An 18,794-nucleotide genomic window follows, 5' to 3' on the forward strand; every position below is an offset into this window, starting at 1 on the left:
TGCCGTTTAGGCAGCATTTTTTAAAAATAAAATTCTGCTAGCGCTTCCAACTTCTCTGTAACAATTGGAAATTCTAACGGAATGATATCGTGGAAAAATTCCGGCACAGTAGTGTGAGAAACAACATCACCCTTTGGAAGCTGGGAAAGCAATGGATGCTCGTGAGAATTTAATATATTCAATACCTGCACCAGATGGTACTGAAATTTTACCAAAAAAACAATGGTTGTGGTCAAAGGAAAGAGCTTATGAAGCACTGAAAAATAATGAGTTGGAAATTACTCAAGGTAAAGATGGGTGGGTTGTATCCACAAAACAGTATTTGAAAGATGAAGAAGGTAATGTTAGGAGTGCGAAGTTTTTCTCTATTATTGATAATATATATACACAGCATGGAACTAATGAAATGATAGATATATTTAAAGACGCAAAGGTGTTTCCATACCCTAAACCATCTCTTCTAATAAAAGAGCTTTTGAAAATAGGAAGTATCTCCAATGATATAATCTTGGATTTCTTTTCTGGCTCAGCTTCAACTGCTCACGCAATTATGAGTCTTAATGCCGAAGATAAGGGTAGCCGAAAATTTATAATGATTCAAACGAATGAAGAAAAATGTGATGAAAATAGTGAAGCATATAAGGCTGGATTTAAAAATATATGTGAAATTGGTAAAGAGCGTATTAGGAGAGCGGGAGAAAAGATTAGAGAAGATTATAAGGATAAAGAGGGACTTGAGGATCTTGATATCGGCTTTAAAGTATTCCGTGTAGGAGATACCAATATACGCTGGTTCAGTGAAGCGATAAAGTCTGCAAATATGGAAATCGATGAAGCAAAGTTACTAGATAAAGATATGCTTGATTTTAATCAAGGCTACACAGATATAGATGTAGTATATGAAATCCTGCTAAGGCACAGGGACATTCCGTTATCGGCTAATGTTGAAAAAATAGAAGCAATTGGAGAACGGACATATATATTTACAGATACTGTTGTAGTATGCCTAGATGAGATAGTAAATGAGGAAATAATAGATAAAATCGCAAGCCTTGAACCTATGCCAACCAAGATAATATTCAGGGATAGCGCATTTGGAGCAGATATTTCTCTAAAGGAAAACTCAATGATTAGGCTTGAGGCACAAATTAAAAAACATAGTGGTCTTGAAAAAAAGGCTTATAGGATTGAATTTATTTAAGGGGGGTGACACCTATGTCAAACCGAATATCATTCCAATTTAATGACCGACTTCCGCATCAAGGTGAAGCTATAGAATCAGTAATAGAGCTTTTTAAAGGAGTAAGTCGTAAAAGTGAAGGGGTTATTTACGAAAATATAAATAGAGCAAAAAAAATTGGGGAAGGTGACCCTGTTAGAAACCCTCAAATAGTAACGGGTACAAGGCTGCTAAATAACCTTCGTGAAGTTCAGATTAGAAATATGTTATTTGTAGACAACCAGCTAATGGATAATAACTTTACGGTAGAGATGGAAACAGGTACAGGAAAGACTTATGTTTACCTACGTACCATACTGGAACTATATAAAACCTATGGTTTTTCGAAGTTTATGATCGTTGTACCGAGCATTGCTATCCGCAAAGGTGTTGAAAAGAGTATTGATATGCTTCGAGAGCATTTCAAAGCCCTATATGATGGTATTGATCTGGATAATCATGCATTTGTTTACGATTCAAATACAAGTAAGTCATTCGTTAGTACGAAATTTGTTGAAAGTAATGATTTAAGCATAGCAATTATGAATATCCAATCATTTAATAAAGAATCAAATAGACTACGTGTAAAAGATGAGTATGGTCAAATTATTTGGGAGGATATAAAGTATATTAATCCTATCGTTATAATTGACGAGCCACAGAAGATTGAAGGGACTGCTAAGAAAAAGAGTGCGTCTCTTGAAGCCATAGAGATGATAAATCCTCTTTTTACCATTAGATATTCTGCAACGCATAAAAAGCTTTTTAATCAGGTATATAAACTTGATTCGTATGATGCTTTTAAAAATGATTTGGTTAAAAAAATTGAGGTAAAAACGGTTCATGGTAACATGCCGAAGGATTATCCTTATATAAGGTATGTAGAATTTACAAGTGATTTAAAAGCTAAACTGGAGATATTTTATGTTGAGCAGGGTGGCTTAATCAGAACAATACCAGTTAAGGCTCGTGGAGGGGATTCACTTTTTGAAGCTTCGGGCGGGCTGGAACAATATAAAAATATGTTTATCCAAGAAGACCCCCATAAGTTAAAGAAACTGAAAATTGGAAGACAGGATGATATACTTGAGCTTTCGGTAGGAGAGAGCAATTTTAATATTGGCGAAGAAGAAGTTATCAGAATACAAATTAGGCTTGCTATTAAAAATCATCTTGAAAAGCAGTTAAATATATTGAAAAAGGGTTACAACATCAAGGTCTTGACACTTTTCTTTATCGATGCTGTAAACAAATTCAGAGATTCTACTTCGCTTGATGGACGAGGCGAGTATCTACGTATCTTTGATGAAGAGTACGCAAAGTTAATTGAAGATAGCAATTGGAGTAAATTATTCAAAGAATACCCTGAGTTATTTAATGGATACAAAGATATCCATAAAGTCAGAGAAGGTTATTTTGCTGTTGATAAAAATAGAAACGCAGTTGAAGTAGACAATTGGGACAGCATATTGGATGAGCAGAAGTTAAAAGCTAAGTCGCAGGAAGATGTAGACAGAGGAATTGAGCTAATTCTTGAGAAAAAAGATGAGTTAATATCCTTTAATGAGCCACTTGCATTCATATTTTCACATTCAGCACTGCGTGAAGGCTGGGATAATCCAAATGTGTTTACTCTTTGCACACTAAAACGTGGTGGTTCTGAAATTGCTAAGAAGCAGGAAATAGGAAGAGGTTTGAGACTTCCTGTTGATATAAATGGAAACAGATGTACAGATAGTGAAATCAATGAACTGACTGTGATTGCAAATGACTATTATGACCATTTTGCAGACAGCCTTCAAAAGGACTTTAACGAACAAGCTGGGTTTAATAAAGATGAAGTTACAACCGACATTATATTTGTTACTTTGAAAAGTGCTGGGGTACCAACACAAAAAATTACTGCTGAGCTTGTTGATACATTAAAAAATGAGCTTTTGCAACAGAAGTTTATTAATGATAAAAATATGCTGACTAAAGCAGCAAAAGAAATACAAAAAGTTGAGTTTAAGGATGAGACTTTGAAAGAACACAGCCAAATGATAAAAGAGAAGTTTGCTGAATATATGATTGCAAAAGGGACAAAGAAGATTCCAATTAAAAACGGTGATGAACCTCCAGTAGAGAATGGTCAGCATAGCTTTATTTCGGAAGAGAACTTTAAAAAGTTATTAAAAGAAATGAGCAGCCGGATGACAAAAAGGACTATGTATCAAGTAAACATTGATAGTGATACTTTTATTCAAGATTGCATTGAAGGATTAAATGAGCTTTTAAGATATAAGAGAATACGAAATGAATTTGAAGTTGAAACTGGAAAAGCTACATTCAATGATCAGCAGAAATTCATGATGGAAGATGCAAGCAAGTATAGTATTTATGAGGATATTGATGGTGAACTTGAGCCTAAAAGCGATTTTGAAATAATCAATTATATTATGTATCACACAATGTTGCCAAGACTTGCAATTTTCAAGGTGATTTCACAGCTTGAAAAGAAAATATTACTACGAAATCAGGATGTTCTTGACTTGGTAACACAAAGTATAAAAAAGAAGTTTATAGATTATAAAGCGAATAGTATTATAGGCTATAAGATTATTGAGGGGTATGTTTTCAATGACAAAACAATATTTGAAGCTGAACCAATAGACAGGGCAGAACTTCTGGATACTTCAAAATATGTTTACCAGACTAAAGTAGGAAAAAGAAGGGCATTGCATAAGTATTACAAACTTGATAGCAAAGGCGAGTATAAATTTGCTCAAGAGTTGGATGAAGATGAAAATGTGCTTCTATATACTAAGATTAAAAAAGGTGGATTTGTGATTGATACACCTTACGGAGAGTACTCCCCCGACTGGGCGGTAATATATAAAGGCGATGACAATATTGCTAAGTTATATTTTATCGTAGAAACAAAGCTTGAAAAGGAATGGAAAGACCTGTCAGATGTTGAGCAAATGAAAATTGAGTGTGGAGAGTTGCATTTTAAAGCAGTTGCAGATGATGTAAGGTTTAAGTGGGCAAAGAGCTATGATGATTTTAAGACAAACAGGCTTAATGCAAATACGAAAGGAGTCTATTAGAAATGGCTGATATAAAATTTGAAATCAAAGAAACCGTTGGAGTTCTTTCGGAATCGGCTAAAGGATGGACAAAAGAATTGAACCTTGTTAGCTGGAATGATAAAGACTCCAAGTTTGATATTAGGGAATGGTCACCTGAACATGATAAGATGGGTAAGGGCGTTACTTTATCAAACGAGGAATTGAAAAAGCTTAAAGAAATTCTTAATAATATTGATTTATAGTATATAGCCGAAGAAAAGCTTCGGCTATATAGCTAAAGTAGATTGATATGCAGGGGGTGGTCAATACATATGGTTAAAAAACGCCAATATCATATTTGGCAGTATAAGCTCGAACAGTTGTTAGAAACTGATGGCAAGCTGATGCTGGAGTTTGATAATAAGGATGCCGTAAACACCAGTGAAACGCTGATGCTTTACATATTAAATGAGAAAATAATGGGTCGTAAATATGACGATACCGTTGAATATAAAACTGATGAAAACGGAAATGAAGTCAGGGAGAAAAAGAACTTCATTCCGATTATCACAATTGAAACAGGCAGGAGCAGGAACAAGGAGCAGATTACAAAGCTTGAGAAGCTTTTGAATGAAGGTTTTTACACTGACACAGAACCTGTTGGACATTTTGTATTTGTTGATAATGTACTTTCTGGCTCCCAGAATAAAGAATGCAGACAGATTTTTGTGCTGGAGAAATACCTGGAGAAGCTGAAGGAACATATTTCTCTTGGTGTTGAACCTGAAAAGTGTACAGTATCAAAGAATCTCACAAGAAATGCACTGACCACAACCGATGTATATTTAATTACTGTTGATATGAAGAAGCTGGGTATCTGCATTATTCCCGACTGTGAAGTGCCTGTGTTTGAAGATGTAAATATGATTAAGCCATATACTCGCACTCCAGAAGAAGAAAAACTGTATGCTGAATTAATGGCTTGGATTGAAGCGGATAAAGAATATTATAAAAAGATAAAAGAAGTAAGTGAAACAGTTAATTCCACTGACTGCAAGGTAGAGAAGAAACCAAAGGAAAACAGGCAAAAGGGAACATATAAGACGGTTAACCAGTGGAAGGAAGCTGGGCAAAAAGTAAAGGCAGAAGAGCTTGAAAATCCAAAAGCCAGAACTTATGTGGATACTAAATCGAAATACTATGCTTTATATATTGAGGAACAGACCGATGAAATTGGTGAGGATGAAACAAAGGAGATTCCAATTACTGAATGGTCAACAGGACTTCAACTGGCAACCGAGAGAAACCATAAATGCATGGAAAATGTGTTCGATGGCATGGGCATTGTTTCAAAGGAGCTTGGGGAGAAGTTTAAGAATTTCATAAAAACTGATTATGCCATTACTGGATATCAGCTGCGTCTTCCTGCAATAAAGGGATTTTTCCCTGTTGTAGATTTTAAAGCATACTTTAAAAAGCATAATATTGAGTTCATTACCGATATGTGGGGACAGGATCATAAAGTCGATGAAATCGACATCCTTACTACAGAGTCAACTTTTAAAGCAAAACTGAATGTTACAGGGGTTAAAGAAGATGGTTCTGAAAAGAAAGAATGGATGTTTAAGAGTATTGATGAATACAAGGATTTACTTGTTAAATACGGGTATGATGCCATAGGTGTTTCTAATTTTGCAAAACCTGTAGAGGAAGAGTTCAGAAGGGCTACATATCAGCTATGGCTGGCACTTAACATTCAAAAGCTGGATTTGCTTGCATTGTCAAATGTGCAAGGAGATATTATCCATAAGGTGCTGAGCATCTACCGAAAGGATGAATTCGACTGGCAGGATATAAAGTATATTGAAACCTTCCTAAACCTCATTCAGAAGGAAAATTCCGACACTAATCTGGCGAAGGAATGTGCCGATGCGATTAAGGCGATTCATATAAACAAGAGAATGGTCTTTGACCGCAAGGTAATACAGACCATTAAGGATGTAATCAATAAAAAGCTTGATGATATGTGCATGGGCAGATTCTATGTGAAGGGGAAATATCTGTATGTTACACAGGATATTCTTGCCTTCTTACGATATGCTGGTGCTGAAAACAGAGAGCAGTGGGAGTATTCAGGCTTTCTTGGGAAGAAACAGTTTTACTGTGGCGGTAAAATAATCGGCAGAAATCTGCTGGCAAGAAATCCGATCATGAGCTACTCCGAAATTGCAAAGGTTGACATTGTTGATTATCAGGGAGAGGACTCAGAGTTTATAAAGCACCTGGATAATATCATTCAGATGCCGCTGGGTACTGAACCCGACAGGCTAGGGGGAAATGACAGAGATGGGGACGAATTGCTCGTGCTTTCCACCGATTATAATTTGAAGGATATCAAGATTGAATACTTGCAGAATTATAACTTTGTAGTGAAAAAAGAGGACAGCGAAAATTTCAACAAGAACTTGCTTGAGGTTATTAATCAGAGTCTCCAAGACCATTTAAATGCTCGTTTCCCTGATAAAGCGGTGGTTACATTAGAGGATTATGTTGTTCCGTCACTGGTTCAGGTTAATGATGAAGATAAAGCTACCGCACCGAGCAAAGAATGGAATAAAGAAAATGTTATCCAATTCATTATTGATTCCGAGGATAAAACAGGTGTGATTACAGACATCAATACTGCTATAGAAAATGTAGCAAATGAAGAAGCCGACCTGCCGAAGTATGCCCTTCCTATTGCCATAATGAAAGACTTGCAGGGAAAAATGATTGATGCCAGTAAGTCTGGACTGTTCGACCAAGTGGTAGTGCCAGAGGTAATAAAACTTAAGTTCCGTAAGAAACCACAGTTTATGTACTATAAGGATGGGAATGAGTTTAATAAGGACTATGACACAAAGTCTGCTTTGGACTTTTTTGCCGACAGAATGAAGCAGTTCAAAGAATATGTAAACAGGGTCATGAGAGAGGACATCAATAAGAAAATCAAGGCTCAGCGTTTTGAAAATATATACAACTATTTGATGAACCCTGAACTTGATGGTGAAGTTGTGCAGAAGGTCATTGAAGCATTGGATGATGTGTATTCCCATTTTATACAGGAAAATAGGACGCTGGCAATTTTAAAGTCAAGAATTAACCCTTATTCCAGTGATGACAGGTATAAACGGGAGCGTGAAATTGTAGACCAGAAATTCAAAGACCTTTATGAAAAAACAAGGATGGATGCGGAGAAGATTTGCAGCTGTCCGTCACTACTGGCTACTGCTGCTGTTAGAATGACTTATATTAATACTAAGTACAACAACCAAAATGATAACTACTCCTTCTGCTGGATTGTTGCCCCTGAAGGAATTCTCCAGAATATAAAAATGCACGAGGATAAAGAAAAAATATATGTTGTACCGGCTAACGAAAAAGAGGAGGATGTTTTCGAATGGCTGGGAGAGTATTACAAGACTCAGGTTTCAGATGGGGAGTATCCATTAAAATTTCATGTCGAGAAGGATATGAGCGTTCCTGAAGAATATTTGAGGAAGGAAGCTGCGGAACTTCCTGATATTCAGGATTTAACAATAACCATTATGGGTGTTGAAAAGGGAAAAGCAGAAGAGATAGCTGCTGAAATGCTGGGGAAGGCATATCCCCTGTTTGTAAATGAAAGCAACTGGCTCGGTATTAATGGAAATATGAGTATAAAGGAAAGAGAAACCCTTACTTCAGGAGTAGATTTAAGAAAATATATCGGTCATGATGTTTTGATTAAAGAAATTATTACAGCCAAGAATACTCAAACTGTAATAAAAGTAACTGTTGATATTAAAGGATAGTTATACCGCCAGCGAAGCTGGCGTAGGGCGGACAATGCCGAAATAATGGCTTGTTCGCAAACTATTATAAAAATATCAAGGAGGTCATGAGCATCATGAAAAATGAAACAATTGTTATAACGCAGGAAAGAATGGCTGGATGGCTTATGTTTAATAGATTCCATAAAGTTGATGAAAAGCCAGACTTAAAGGATTCAAACAGGAAAATATTTATCTTTAAGGATTCCCCAAGACTGCGTGAAACTATGGAGAAATATAACCAGTTCAAAGATGTAATTGGGTTCTAAAAAGGGGGTCTGAATGTTTGGAGTGCAAAACAGTTGATGAAATTGTAAATATAAATAGCAATGATAAATCCCCTGATGATATAGCAGAAAATTTTCTGTGGATACAGGAAAAGTGGTACGGTAATGAAATCAGCGAGAGGCAAAAAGAAAATATATATGCTCTGTCAAAACTGCTGTACTATAAAAACAATGATGACGTTAAAGTGCCTATTATAGCCAATGTCCCAATGGGTGAAGGAAAATCATGTTTGTTGGTTGAATTTATGAAATACTTATATGATGCTGATCCTGAATTTGGAGCAATTGTTGTAAAGAAAACATTGGAAGAATGTCATGATTTTTGCATAGATATGGGACTTACCGATAAAACATTAGAGGAATATGGTTTTGATAATGACAGACAAGCTTTAAAACAAGCTTACTATTCCTATATTGATGGGAAAGAAGTAAAATTCAATGATGGAGTAGATTATGTCAGAGGTCAGATTGGATTTATAGCCCGTACTGTAAGGGGATTTAATTTTACAGATTGCAGGAAGTATGAAGACAGGTCAAAACAGTGGTGGTTCGGAAGTCCACCGCCTGATGTTGTTTACTATGACTACAGACTATGCCATGACTGTAAAATACAATGTTTAGCCAGAAAGAGTAAAGCCGAGTGTAAGAAACATAGGATTTTGGCAATATCACATACAAGGTTATTTTTGAGCAACTATATCGATGAGTTCTTTGAAGATATCATGTGCTTTGAGCACGATGGAAAGGAAATTAAAAGAAAACTCCTGATAATTGATGAAAAAATCGATATGTGTGATATTTCCAGCATTACAGATACAAACTTTAAGAAATTAAAAGAATTGATTATTGATAAGTTTGGACAATATGAGGAATTATTTAAGGAGATAACTGAGTATATTGATTCCTTAGAATACCCAGCAGAAATGAATAAGCCAGTAATTAAACAGACAAAGCTTTTTCGTGATGGCAAGGGATTTCAATTTGATGAGGAGTTGCTCAAGGCATTCTATAATGATACCTCTATCGAAAGGGAGAAGTATGAAAATCTGCTGGACTTAGGGAAGATATTAAATAGTAAAAATATTACCACTGGTATTCCTTACCGCTTTGGTGATAGTAAAGCAAGAGCTGAGAAAGAAAATAGAAAACTTACAAGGGAGATTTACGCTTATAGATATCTAGACCTTTCAGCATATAATAAAAAATTTGATAAAACTATAATACTGGATGCTACAGCGGATTTGGACTATGACTATTTGAAATCCAATGCTGTAATTTGTGATGATATTTACAATGAAAAGAGAGAAATTAATGTTTATATTCCTTATAGGGATGCCAATACCTCGAAGGGTAGACTCCTGAAAACAGGTGACCACAATATGAAAGCCGAAGACAGGAAATGCTTCTATAGTGCTAATATTAAGAACCTTGCATTGGAATGTAAGCAGATAATGGAATCCGAAAACAAAAAGACCTTGATTGTTGTTTTTAAGGAAGTAACCGTTGATAAGACCTATGATTTTAAAGAGGATATTTCTGAGGAACTAGAAAAAATATGTGAAGGTAAGGACTATACGGTTATCCATCATGGTGAATTTACAACGGGTGTCAATAAATTCTCGGACTGCGAAAGGATTATTATAATAGGTCAATTAAATAAATCCAGCAGCTTTTATCAGAATAAATGTCTGGCTGTAGGAAGAAAAATTGATGAAGATGACACACATATCCAGCATGTAAGCCATACCGAGATGAATGATTATTTGATATCCAATATTCAGCAGATTGGTAGAACTGCTTATAGAAAAAAGGAGCTTGTTGATGTATATTTTGTTGGAAGGCTTAAGGTTCTTGAGGGACTGATTTCAGAGTTAGGTAAGTATTTTAATGTTAATATGGAGACCTTTGAAAATATCTACTATTATAAAGAACCAACCAAGCAGGAACTTTTGATAGAGAAAATTCTGACAAAGTATATATGGTCAAAGGAAGGGGAAACCATTAAAAAGCAGGAGATAGAAGAACTGTGCGAAGAAATTAAGATGGATAAGTCGGCTATAAGGAAGCCATCATTTAAAGAAAAACTCAAGCAAATAGGTATAATTACGAATCCCGATAATAACAGGGAATATTTATTTACCAAGGATATGTAAAAGTGTGAAACTCTTATATATAATATATAGGACATTCACACTTTTGAACTTTTCAATAGAGGATAAAATAATTCTATCGCTCTGAGGGGGTGTGGGGGTGGTAGAGCGTAAAAACTTTTATGGAGCGTATGCGGAATAAAAGTTTGGTAGCACCCCCACGTAGAATAGTATGGAGTTGATATTATATGAAGGCAGATATTTCATATTTAAGGGAATTAAGTTTGCAGTTTAGAAATGCAATTATAAAGTATGGAATAAAGAAGCTCCCGATTTCATTTCATGAGTTTCCTATGGGTTCTTGCGGCGATGCTTCTCTTCTGTTGGGAAAATATCTTGATGAAATGGGACTTGGACAATTTGATTATGTATGTGGTGAATTAGGAAGACAAAGTCACGCTTGGCTTGAGAAGGATGGAATTATTGTTGATATTACTGCCGACCAGTTTGACGGTGTTACTGAAGAGGTAATTGTCACTGACAATAATGATTTCCATAAACGATTTGAGGAGGATTTCCGACACCCTTATATTGATAGCTTTGGTAATGGTGATTTTGTTGATATTGAATTGCTGCCAGCATATTATAAGATTATTGGCTGCTTAGATGATAAATATGAACCAGTTTAAAAATGATATAGTTTTATTGTTTATAAGGAAGACTCAAAGCCAGCGAAGCTGGCATTGAGTGGAAAAAGGAAAAATGTATTAAGGTTAATAGAACTGTCTATTCCAAATGGAGTAGGCAGTTTTTTTATACGAAAAAATATTAAAACGGAGGTCAGAATCATGAAATTAGTTTTTATTACGGACAATAATTTAAAGAATGAGCCATATACTACAAGCAAATTAATTGCTGAATATGGTGGGCAGGAACACAGGGCTGTCAGACAATTGATAGAATCATATAAAAGCCAATTAAAGGAATTTGGAAGGGTTACATTTGAAATGATACCCTTTGACACGAACGGTGGAATTCAAAACGTTAAAGTATATAAGCTTAATGAGGAACAGGCAACTTTCCTTATTACACTTATGAAAAATACTCCTCAAGTTGTTCTATTTAAAATGGAACTGGTCAAACAATTCTTTACTATGAGGCAGGAACTTGAGAAACGCAGATTAGAAAGAGATACTGAATTTAAAAGTAGAAAAGAGCTAACCGATAAAATTAAACTATACCTTGGAAACGATAATTTCAAATTTATTGCATTTACACAAATGATTTACAAGATTCTATTCGGAAAGGATGCCCAAGGTCTCAGGGATACTTTTGAAATAAAGGATAAGAAAAAATCTCCTAAGGATTTTATGCCAGCATTCGATGTTGAGAGGATTAGAAAAGCCGAGGAAAAGGCTTTAACAATGCTTGAATTAGGATATGATTATCACCAAGTTAAAGAGCAGTTGGATAAGATATTTAATGAGAAAAATATTGCATAAGGGATGCCTGTCGGTGTCCCTTCTTTTTATGGAAGGAGAATGTTATGGAATTTAGGAAAATTAAAATATCAGATTTAAAACATGCTGAGTATAATCCCAGAGTTGACCTGAAGCCTGGGGACAAAGAATTTGAGAAAATAAAGAGTAGCATTACTGAATTTGGATATTGTGAGCCAATCATTGTGAACAGTGATATGACAATTATTGGCGGTCACCAGAGGAGTAAGGTACTGAAAGAGTTAGGCTATACAGAAATTGATTGTGTTGTTATTGAGGTTGATAAAACTAAAGAAAAGGCTCTGAATATTGCACTTAATAAAATCACAGGTGAATGGGATTTATCGGCACTGGCTCATTTGTTGGATGAATTAAAGACTGAGAATTATAATATAGAGCTTACGGGTGTTGATTTTGCGGAAGCAGAGAAGCTATGGGACGAATTCATGCCAAAAGACGATCATGAAGAGGAAGAAGAGATTCCTGAAGTCCCTGAAGAGCCAGTTATTCAATCAGGAGATATTATTATACTTGCTAAGCACAGATTGATATGCGGTGATGCAACCAAGAGAGAAGATTTATCTAAACTTATGGATGGAAAGAAGGCAAAACTAACAGTTACAGATCCTCCTTATGGGATAGCTTATGTCGGGAAAACAGAGGACGCTTTAACAATACAAAATGACAACCTTAATGATGAAGAATTTTATAATTTCCTGCTTGAAGCTTTCAAGAGGGTTTATGAAATATCCGATGACGGAGCCAGTATTTATGTGTTCCATGCGGATGCAAAGGGATTGATTTTCAGGAGGGCATTTGTTGATTCCGGCTTTAAACATTCCCAGTGCTGTATATGGGTCAAGAATACTTTCGTCATGGGAAGACAGCCGTACCAATGGCAACATGAGCCTGCATTATTCGGATGGAAGCCAACTGGCTCCCACTATTGGAATGGTGACAGAAAGCAAAGCACCATATGGAACTTTGATAAGCCGAGAGTTAATGATGTGCATCCTACAATGAAGCCGATTCCGCTTATTGAATATATAATCAAGAACTCCAGCAAATATGGTGATATTATTGTTGATACATTCCTTGGGAGCGGAACTACCATGCTTGCTGCTGATAAAGCTGATAGAATTTGCTATGGCGCTGAACTTGACCCGAAGTATTGTCAGGTTATTGTTGAACGCTGGATTAATTATAAGGATGGAATTAATGGTGATGATGTGATTATTGAGAGAGAAGGACAGCAATATAAATACTCGGACTTAAAGCGTGAGCAAGTGGCGGTCTGATATTATGAGAGAATACTATTTCTCATTTTAAATTACCGATTTCTACTCACATTATTTTTCCGAAAACCCTTTATTTAACTTGATTTAATGTGCTTTCAGAGTGATTAATGTAGTACATCAAATTCATGAAATGGAGGGTTTTTATTATGGAAAGAAAAGACATTGTTAAGGCATTAGGAGAACACTTTGAGGTTGAGCCAAAGTATATGGGAGTACCGAGTTTTGCTTATCAGATTAAAACAGCAGAAGAGACTTACACAGTTGACCGAGCAGGAAAGATTACAACTTCTGAAGGAATAGAAGTGGAGCTTGAGACTTTAGTGAATGGCAGGATTGAAAAGAAAATAATCGAGACTACAGCAACAGAAATTACAGGCTTTGAAGTAGCAGTTCCAATGGAAGGTCATACTGGTATCACTTTAAGAAATCTGGTGAATATGATTTGCAGCAAACATGGTCTTATCAAGAAATCATTAGGACTTAATGCGGATATTGTTGAGGGTGAATTTTGCACAGGTATCAATGAAGCCAGAATGGAAACCTTGGAAGATTTCAAAACTGCCATAGAGAGTATTGGTACAGACAAATGCCCAGGTATAGAGTTTGATTTTAACAATAGCACCATTACATTTAAATTTTTAGAAGGTGAAGCAAGTCCTGAAAAGGTTCAGGCTTATACTCAGCTGATAGGATTACTAAACCAAAATGCCAAGGCTCTAAAACATGCTTCGGCTAAATCTAAAGATACCGATAACGATAAGTTTACCTTCCGAGTTTTCCTTATAAGGCTTGGTATGGTGGGAGATGAATATAAAACTGCACGAAAGATTCTGCTTGAGAAGCTTGAAGGAAACTCTGCTTTCCGCAGTGGAAAGAAACCTGAGAAGAATATTGTTGCAGACGCTGAATAGCATACCTCTCCCGAATATATCGCTTCACATTGGCTTGTGGGGCGATATTTTTATGTTGAAATATAATAGTAGGCTAACAATGAAATTGATTTAAAATTGCTTATATCTGGTAAATGAATATTGCATATGATATAGTATTTTTAAGGAATAGACTGCAAATGTAATGCGGAGCAAAACGATTTATGTTGGAATAATTACTAATAATTTAAATTTAATAAATACAAAACGATTTAAATATGAATTTAATTCATAATAGAAGGAGGAATTTTTATGTCAGTATATGCTTTTTGGAATAATAAAGGTGGAACTGGAAAAACCAGTTTAGCATTTCAAGTAGTTTCAAGATACGCAGAGAAATATCCAGAGAAGAAGGTTCTGGTAATAGACCTTTGTCCGCAGGCAAATTTGTCTGAATTGCTTTTGGGTGGATTATTAGGAGAAGGTGCTGTTAATCTCTCAAGTTTATATACATCAGGTAAAAGGATATCTGTAGCAGGTTACTTTCAAGACAGACTACCATCCCCATTTACCATGCCACAAGTAAATTATTCCGATTATATATGTAAGCCTAATGATTACAACCAAAATATTAGTCAAAATATAGACTTACTTGCTGGTGATCCAGTTATTGAATTACAGACAAATTCCATTGCTACTTTAGCAAATACACAATTGCCTGGAACAAATACATGGATGGCAGTAATTGACTGGATAAAAGATTTTATAAAGCTAACAGATAATAAATATGATGAAATATTTATTGATTGTAACCCAAGTTTTTCGGTTTATACACAAATTGCTCTATCATCTGCAAACAGATTAATACTACCAGTAATGGCAGACGATTCTTCAAGAAGAGCTATTCAAAATGCTTTTTCCTTGATTTATGGTATACAAATGCCTTCACCGATGTATAATCAGTTTTCTTTTTCAACTAAATTATCGGAAGCAAAAAGAAGCCTACCATTAATTCATCTAATTGTTAAGAATAGGTTGACACAATATATGGGTCCGGCATCAGCTTATAACTCTGTATTAACTGCAATAAATAATGATTTACAGAGCATAATTATATCAAATGGCAGCATTTTTACTTTTAATAATATTCATCAAGGCATTGTTGATGTAAGAGATTTTCAAACAACTGGCGTTGTGGCGTTTGCTGAAGGAAAGCCATTTAGCAAAGTAAGTGTTGGAGTTCACAAAATCTTAGGTAAAGAGACGCAAATAAGTCAAGAATATCTCGTGAAATGCAAGGATGCCATAGAAGATATTGTGATAAAGCTATAGCAATAGCATTTAAATGTTAATATTATTTTTTATCTGAATATGTAGAATTTTATTATAGAGCCGATAACAAGGCTCTTTTTGTATTAGGGGAGGTGAGAACATGGGTAGCAGAAAAGGGATTCCTAATAAGGAAACTCGATATGATTCGGACATATTACCAAGACTGTCTGACATAAAAGAATGGCTGATGCAGGGTGATACAGTAAGAGAGATTTGTAAGAAACTTGCTATTTCTCCCGACTCTTGGTATCGTTACTGCAAGGAGCATGAAACACTCTCTGAACTTGTAACTATGGGCAGGAGCGTGTTATGTAATGAAGTGGAAAAATCATTATTGAAGCTTTGTACCGGCTATGACTATGAGGAACTCAAGACTATTGTTGAAGAGGACAAAAATGGAAAGAAACGTACTAAGATTGAAAAGGTAAAACGCCACCAGCCACCATCGGCTGTAGCCATTTCATTTTTCCTTCGTAACCGTATGCCAGAGGAATGGTCGGAGAAGAAGGAACTTATATTGGATACAAGCCAGAATGAGGAAGCAAGGAAGAAGCTGTTTCTGCAAATGGTGAATGGTGAGTTTGATGCAGATGCTGGGGATAGCAATGAGGATTGCCAAGAAGAGCAGCAGAGAGCCAATGAGGAATATATGCAATAATCTTATGTCATCAGTTTTTACCGAGATAAATGCTGATTATTTATATAAAAATGCCCGAAATAAGCCTGATTACAATGCATAATTAGGATTATGTCTTCAGTTGACTTCAAGGCAGCACAGAGGTAACATGGACACACCAAATAAAGGAAGGGTGTGTCTATATGCTTGATATAAGCGGTTTTGAAGTATATTTAAGAAGCGAAGAACGCAGCAAGAATACCATTGGCTGCTATATTCGGGACAGCAAGGTTTTCATTGACTGGTATAGTAGCAGGACTGATTGCGGTCTTGATAAACTGATTGAACTTGATGCCATTGAATATAAGAAGCACTTGCTGAATACCAATGAATCGGTGGTTACAGCCAATAGGAAGATTGCCAGCATCAATGCCTTTTGTAAATGGCTCTATGAAAGCGGAACAACTCCTGCTGAAGTTAGTATAAAAGCAGTAAAGAATCGGGATGCTCGCCAGTATAAAGGATTAGAGGAAAGGGACTTGAGGAGGCTCCGAGCCGAAATACACAGAAACAGGAATCAAATGCATATTTGCATAATTGAACTACTGCTTGGCACAGGGCTTCGGGTGAGTGAACTTTGCAATATAAGGCTTAGGGATATTGATATATCGGAACGTAAAGGCTCTATAAAGGTTATAGGGAAAGGGAACGTAAACAGGACAATCCCATTGAACAAGGATGTCCGAAAAGCAATTCAGGATTATCTTGCAGTAAGACCAGCGGATGAAAGTGACTTCCTATTAATAGGGCAGCGTGGAGCATTGAAAAGGAATGCAATAAACCTTATCCTTGAGAAATATGGTGATAGAGTTTCAGTTGAAGTTACACCCCATAGCTTAAGACATACCCTTGGTTATAAGCTGGTCAAAGAAGGTACAGCAATAACTACAATTCAGCAGATACTTGGTCACGATAATATCATGACTACAAACCTTTATACAGTTACAACCGAGCAGGATATGAGTGAATCATTGGAGGCACTGGAGTGGTAAGCCGACCCCACTCTTTTTTTTATGCACCTTTCCTGATGGGAGGGGTGCTTCTATCTGTAAAAATTGCCCCGACAGCAAATGGTGTGAAAATTTTTTCAATTAAGTTTTCTAAAAGCATAGAATAGAATTGGAAATGTGTGTATAATAATAGAATAGAGTATTTGTGCATACATGATGCTCTTAGACTCCAAAAGAAGGAGGTGTTTGTTGTGGATGCATTATCAGTTGTTGGCACGATTGTAACTATAGTAAGTTTTTTAGCAATGATTTTACAATGGCTTTATTATAATAAAATAAAGTTTTATGTATTTGTAAATAGAATTGTTAAGAGAATGAGAGAAGTTACTTTTGATGTAAGCTTTACCTACAAAGTTAAGAAAGATATAGATGTGTTTAATAACATTGAGCTTTCTTTAAAAGAGATGTACAAATTAAAAAATATAAATAAAGAAATGAATTTGAAAACCCATAAGATTTATAATTTAGATAATTTTTTGTTGAAGGTTCAATTGGATAAAGAAGTAAATGCTGATGAAGATATAGATGAGGTTTTTATTTACATTCCCAAGCTTAAAGTAACATATAAATCTGCTGAGGACATACTTGAAGAAATTGATAAATTGAGTCAAGTAATAAAGAAAAAAATGAATATTAATGAGGAAAAATATTCGTTAGATATTAGATATTATAAAAACAGAAATCCTTTTTTTGGGTATGCGATACAACGATTTGGTGTGAAAACAGTAAAATCGTTTGTATGCCAGCTAGATTGTAACATTCTTATTGATAATGAACAACACGATTTGAATGATAAGAAAGCTTGCATTTATAAAGAGTATGTAAATGTTACGGACAATAGTTTCAGTGATTTAAGAAGAGTCGCAAAATATTTACTCATATTAAGATAAAAGGGGGGGCTATATACGAAAGCATCAAATCTATTTGAATTAGAGGGACAACTCCCAGAAAATTTTCAACTAGCAAACAATAGAACAACTATAACACAGACGATAAATGGGGTAGAAGAAGAACTAACTTCTCAATTATTTGTAAATGAAGTTACTTTCGATAATTATACTCACTGTAGAATTGTTTTAGATGAAGTAGTTGATGTACAAGCACGTGCTTTAAATCAGAATATCGAGCAAATCATTGTTCAGAATTCATATGAAGCTTATTTTGATAATGAGAATGGAAAACTTATATGTTTAACAAATAAGAATGTTGCAGAAAGAGCTAAGGATTTGTTTCAACAAAGCTTTAACTTAAGTTATATTAAGCATGCCTTTAATTTAGATGACATTATTAATAATTCCTCAAATGTAAAAGGTGCCAAATTCAAAAATTTAACAATACAAACGATAAATGGAAGCTCTTTAAATGGTAATAGAGTGAATCTAACAGATATTTATGATCTTATGTTCCAAAACGGAGACTTAGCAACAGTTGCAGTTACATATCCTTTTGGAGCAGGTGAAGTAAGTTTTTCTATTTCAGATGCAGGGTCTATTGTTTTGTTCAGTAATTTAAGTGACAATGAATATATAGCTTTAATCGAGGAATTAATGAATCTTTAAGAAAATATACCGAGGTGATGCGATGCAAGTACATCAAGACCATCACCGCCAGAA

At 35.3% G+C, this 18,794-nt stretch carries 15 protein-coding genes; all 15 read left to right on the forward strand.

Annotated features, from left to right (window positions below):
* Nucleotides 1–151: 151 nt before the first annotated feature.
* The 15 genes from A7D23_RS11090 to A7D23_RS15640 all read left to right on the forward strand — a co-directional run bounded on the left by A7D23_RS11090 (nt 152) and on the right by A7D23_RS15640 (nt 18,740).
* Nucleotides 152–1,201, forward strand: coding sequence for a DNA methyltransferase (locus A7D23_RS11090; protein ID WP_068883814.1), 1,050 nt, complete (start codon nt 152–154; stop codon nt 1,199–1,201).
* A 14-nt stretch (nt 1,202–1,215) separates the two neighbouring features.
* Nucleotides 1,216–4,308, forward strand: coding sequence for a DEAD/DEAH box helicase family protein (locus A7D23_RS11095; RefSeq protein WP_068883816.1), 3,093 nt, complete (start codon nt 1,216–1,218; stop codon nt 4,306–4,308).
* A gap of 2 nt (nt 4,309–4,310) precedes the next feature.
* Entirely contained in the window at nt 4,311–4,532 is a 222-nt protein-coding gene (locus A7D23_RS11100; protein ID WP_068883818.1) for a PC4/YdbC family ssDNA-binding protein, read from the forward strand.
* Between the two features lie 69 nt (nt 4,533–4,601).
* Nucleotides 4,602–8,102 (forward strand): hypothetical protein, encoded by a 3,501-nt coding sequence (locus A7D23_RS11105; RefSeq protein ID WP_068883820.1) that lies wholly within the window; start codon nt 4,602–4,604, stop codon nt 8,100–8,102.
* A gap of 95 nt (nt 8,103–8,197) precedes the next feature.
* The gene (locus tag A7D23_RS11110) at nt 8,198–8,389 is read left to right on the forward strand and encodes a DUF5659 domain-containing protein (RefSeq protein ID WP_068883822.1); all 192 of its coding nucleotides are present in this window, start codon (nt 8,198–8,200) and stop codon (nt 8,387–8,389) included.
* A 17-nt stretch (nt 8,390–8,406) separates the two neighbouring features.
* On the forward strand, nt 8,407–10,560 hold the full coding sequence (locus A7D23_RS11115; protein WP_068883824.1) for a hypothetical protein: 2,154 nt from the start codon (nt 8,407–8,409) through the stop codon (nt 10,558–10,560).
* Nucleotides 10,561–10,745: 185 nt separating this feature from the next.
* On the forward strand, nt 10,746–11,186 hold the full coding sequence (locus tag A7D23_RS11120; RefSeq protein WP_068883826.1) for a hypothetical protein: 441 nt from the start codon (nt 10,746–10,748) through the stop codon (nt 11,184–11,186).
* A gap of 159 nt (nt 11,187–11,345) precedes the next feature.
* Nucleotides 11,346–11,999, forward strand: a complete 654-nt coding sequence (locus A7D23_RS11125) for a Rha family transcriptional regulator (RefSeq protein ID WP_068883828.1) — start codon at nt 11,346–11,348, stop codon at nt 11,997–11,999.
* A 44-nt stretch (nt 12,000–12,043) separates the two neighbouring features.
* Nucleotides 12,044–13,294 (forward strand): site-specific DNA-methyltransferase, encoded by a 1,251-nt coding sequence (locus A7D23_RS11130; protein WP_068883830.1) that lies wholly within the window; start codon nt 12,044–12,046, stop codon nt 13,292–13,294.
* 146 nt (nt 13,295–13,440) lie between these two features.
* On the forward strand, nt 13,441–14,205 hold the full coding sequence (locus tag A7D23_RS11135) for a virulence-related protein (protein ID WP_083221907.1): 765 nt from the start codon (nt 13,441–13,443) through the stop codon (nt 14,203–14,205).
* A gap of 270 nt (nt 14,206–14,475) precedes the next feature.
* A complete protein-coding gene (locus A7D23_RS11140) occupies nt 14,476–15,495 on the forward strand; it encodes an AAA family ATPase (RefSeq protein ID WP_068883834.1) in 1,020 nt (339 codons plus the stop codon).
* A gap of 100 nt (nt 15,496–15,595) precedes the next feature.
* Nucleotides 15,596–16,153 carry a hypothetical protein gene (locus tag A7D23_RS11145; protein WP_068883836.1) on the forward strand — a complete coding sequence of 186 codons (558 nt, stop codon included), beginning with the start codon at nt 15,596–15,598 and terminating at the stop codon, nt 16,151–16,153.
* A 161-nt stretch (nt 16,154–16,314) separates the two neighbouring features.
* Nucleotides 16,315–17,163, forward strand: coding sequence for a tyrosine-type recombinase/integrase (locus A7D23_RS11150; protein WP_068883838.1), 849 nt, complete (start codon nt 16,315–16,317; stop codon nt 17,161–17,163).
* 209 nt (nt 17,164–17,372) lie between these two features.
* Nucleotides 17,373–18,071: a hypothetical protein gene (locus A7D23_RS11155; RefSeq protein WP_068883840.1), complete on the forward strand. Its 699-nt coding sequence runs from the start codon at nt 17,373–17,375 to the stop codon at nt 18,069–18,071.
* Nucleotides 18,072–18,407: 336 nt separating this feature from the next.
* Nucleotides 18,408–18,740, forward strand: a complete 333-nt coding sequence (locus A7D23_RS15640) for a hypothetical protein (RefSeq protein WP_083221908.1) — start codon at nt 18,408–18,410, stop codon at nt 18,738–18,740.
* The last annotated feature ends 54 nt before the right edge of the window (nt 18,741–18,794 follow it).

Origin of the sequence: Dehalobacter sp. TeCB1 (genome assembly GCF_001707455.1) — a bacterium.
GTDB classification, from domain to species: domain Bacteria; phylum Bacillota; class Desulfitobacteriia; order Desulfitobacteriales; family Syntrophobotulaceae; genus Dehalobacter; species Dehalobacter restrictus.

Excerpts from the sequence above, each read along its gene's own strand:
- A7D23_RS11090 (WP_068883814.1), top strand. The coding sequence starts at position 152 with ATGGATGCTCGTGAGAATTTAATATATTCAATACCTGCACCAGATGGT.
- A7D23_RS11095 (WP_068883816.1), top strand. The coding sequence starts at position 1,216 with ATGTCAAACCGAATATCATTCCAATTTAATGACCGACTTCCGCATCAA.
- A7D23_RS11100 (WP_068883818.1), top strand. The coding sequence starts at position 4,311 with ATGGCTGATATAAAATTTGAAATCAAAGAAACCGTTGGAGTTCTTTCG.
- A7D23_RS11105 (WP_068883820.1), top strand. The coding sequence starts at position 4,602 with ATGGTTAAAAAACGCCAATATCATATTTGGCAGTATAAGCTCGAACAG.
- A7D23_RS11110 (WP_068883822.1), top strand. The coding sequence starts at position 8,198 with ATGAAAAATGAAACAATTGTTATAACGCAGGAAAGAATGGCTGGATGG.
- A7D23_RS11120 (WP_068883826.1), top strand. The coding sequence starts at position 10,746 with ATGAAGGCAGATATTTCATATTTAAGGGAATTAAGTTTGCAGTTTAGA.
- A7D23_RS11125 (WP_068883828.1), top strand. The coding sequence starts at position 11,346 with ATGAAATTAGTTTTTATTACGGACAATAATTTAAAGAATGAGCCATAT.
- A7D23_RS11130 (WP_068883830.1), top strand. The coding sequence starts at position 12,044 with ATGGAATTTAGGAAAATTAAAATATCAGATTTAAAACATGCTGAGTAT.
- A7D23_RS11135 (WP_083221907.1), top strand. The coding sequence starts at position 13,441 with ATGGAAAGAAAAGACATTGTTAAGGCATTAGGAGAACACTTTGAGGTT.
- A7D23_RS11140 (WP_068883834.1), top strand. The coding sequence starts at position 14,476 with ATGTCAGTATATGCTTTTTGGAATAATAAAGGTGGAACTGGAAAAACC.
- A7D23_RS11145 (WP_068883836.1), top strand. The coding sequence starts at position 15,596 with ATGGGTAGCAGAAAAGGGATTCCTAATAAGGAAACTCGATATGATTCG.
- A7D23_RS11150 (WP_068883838.1), top strand. The coding sequence starts at position 16,315 with ATGCTTGATATAAGCGGTTTTGAAGTATATTTAAGAAGCGAAGAACGC.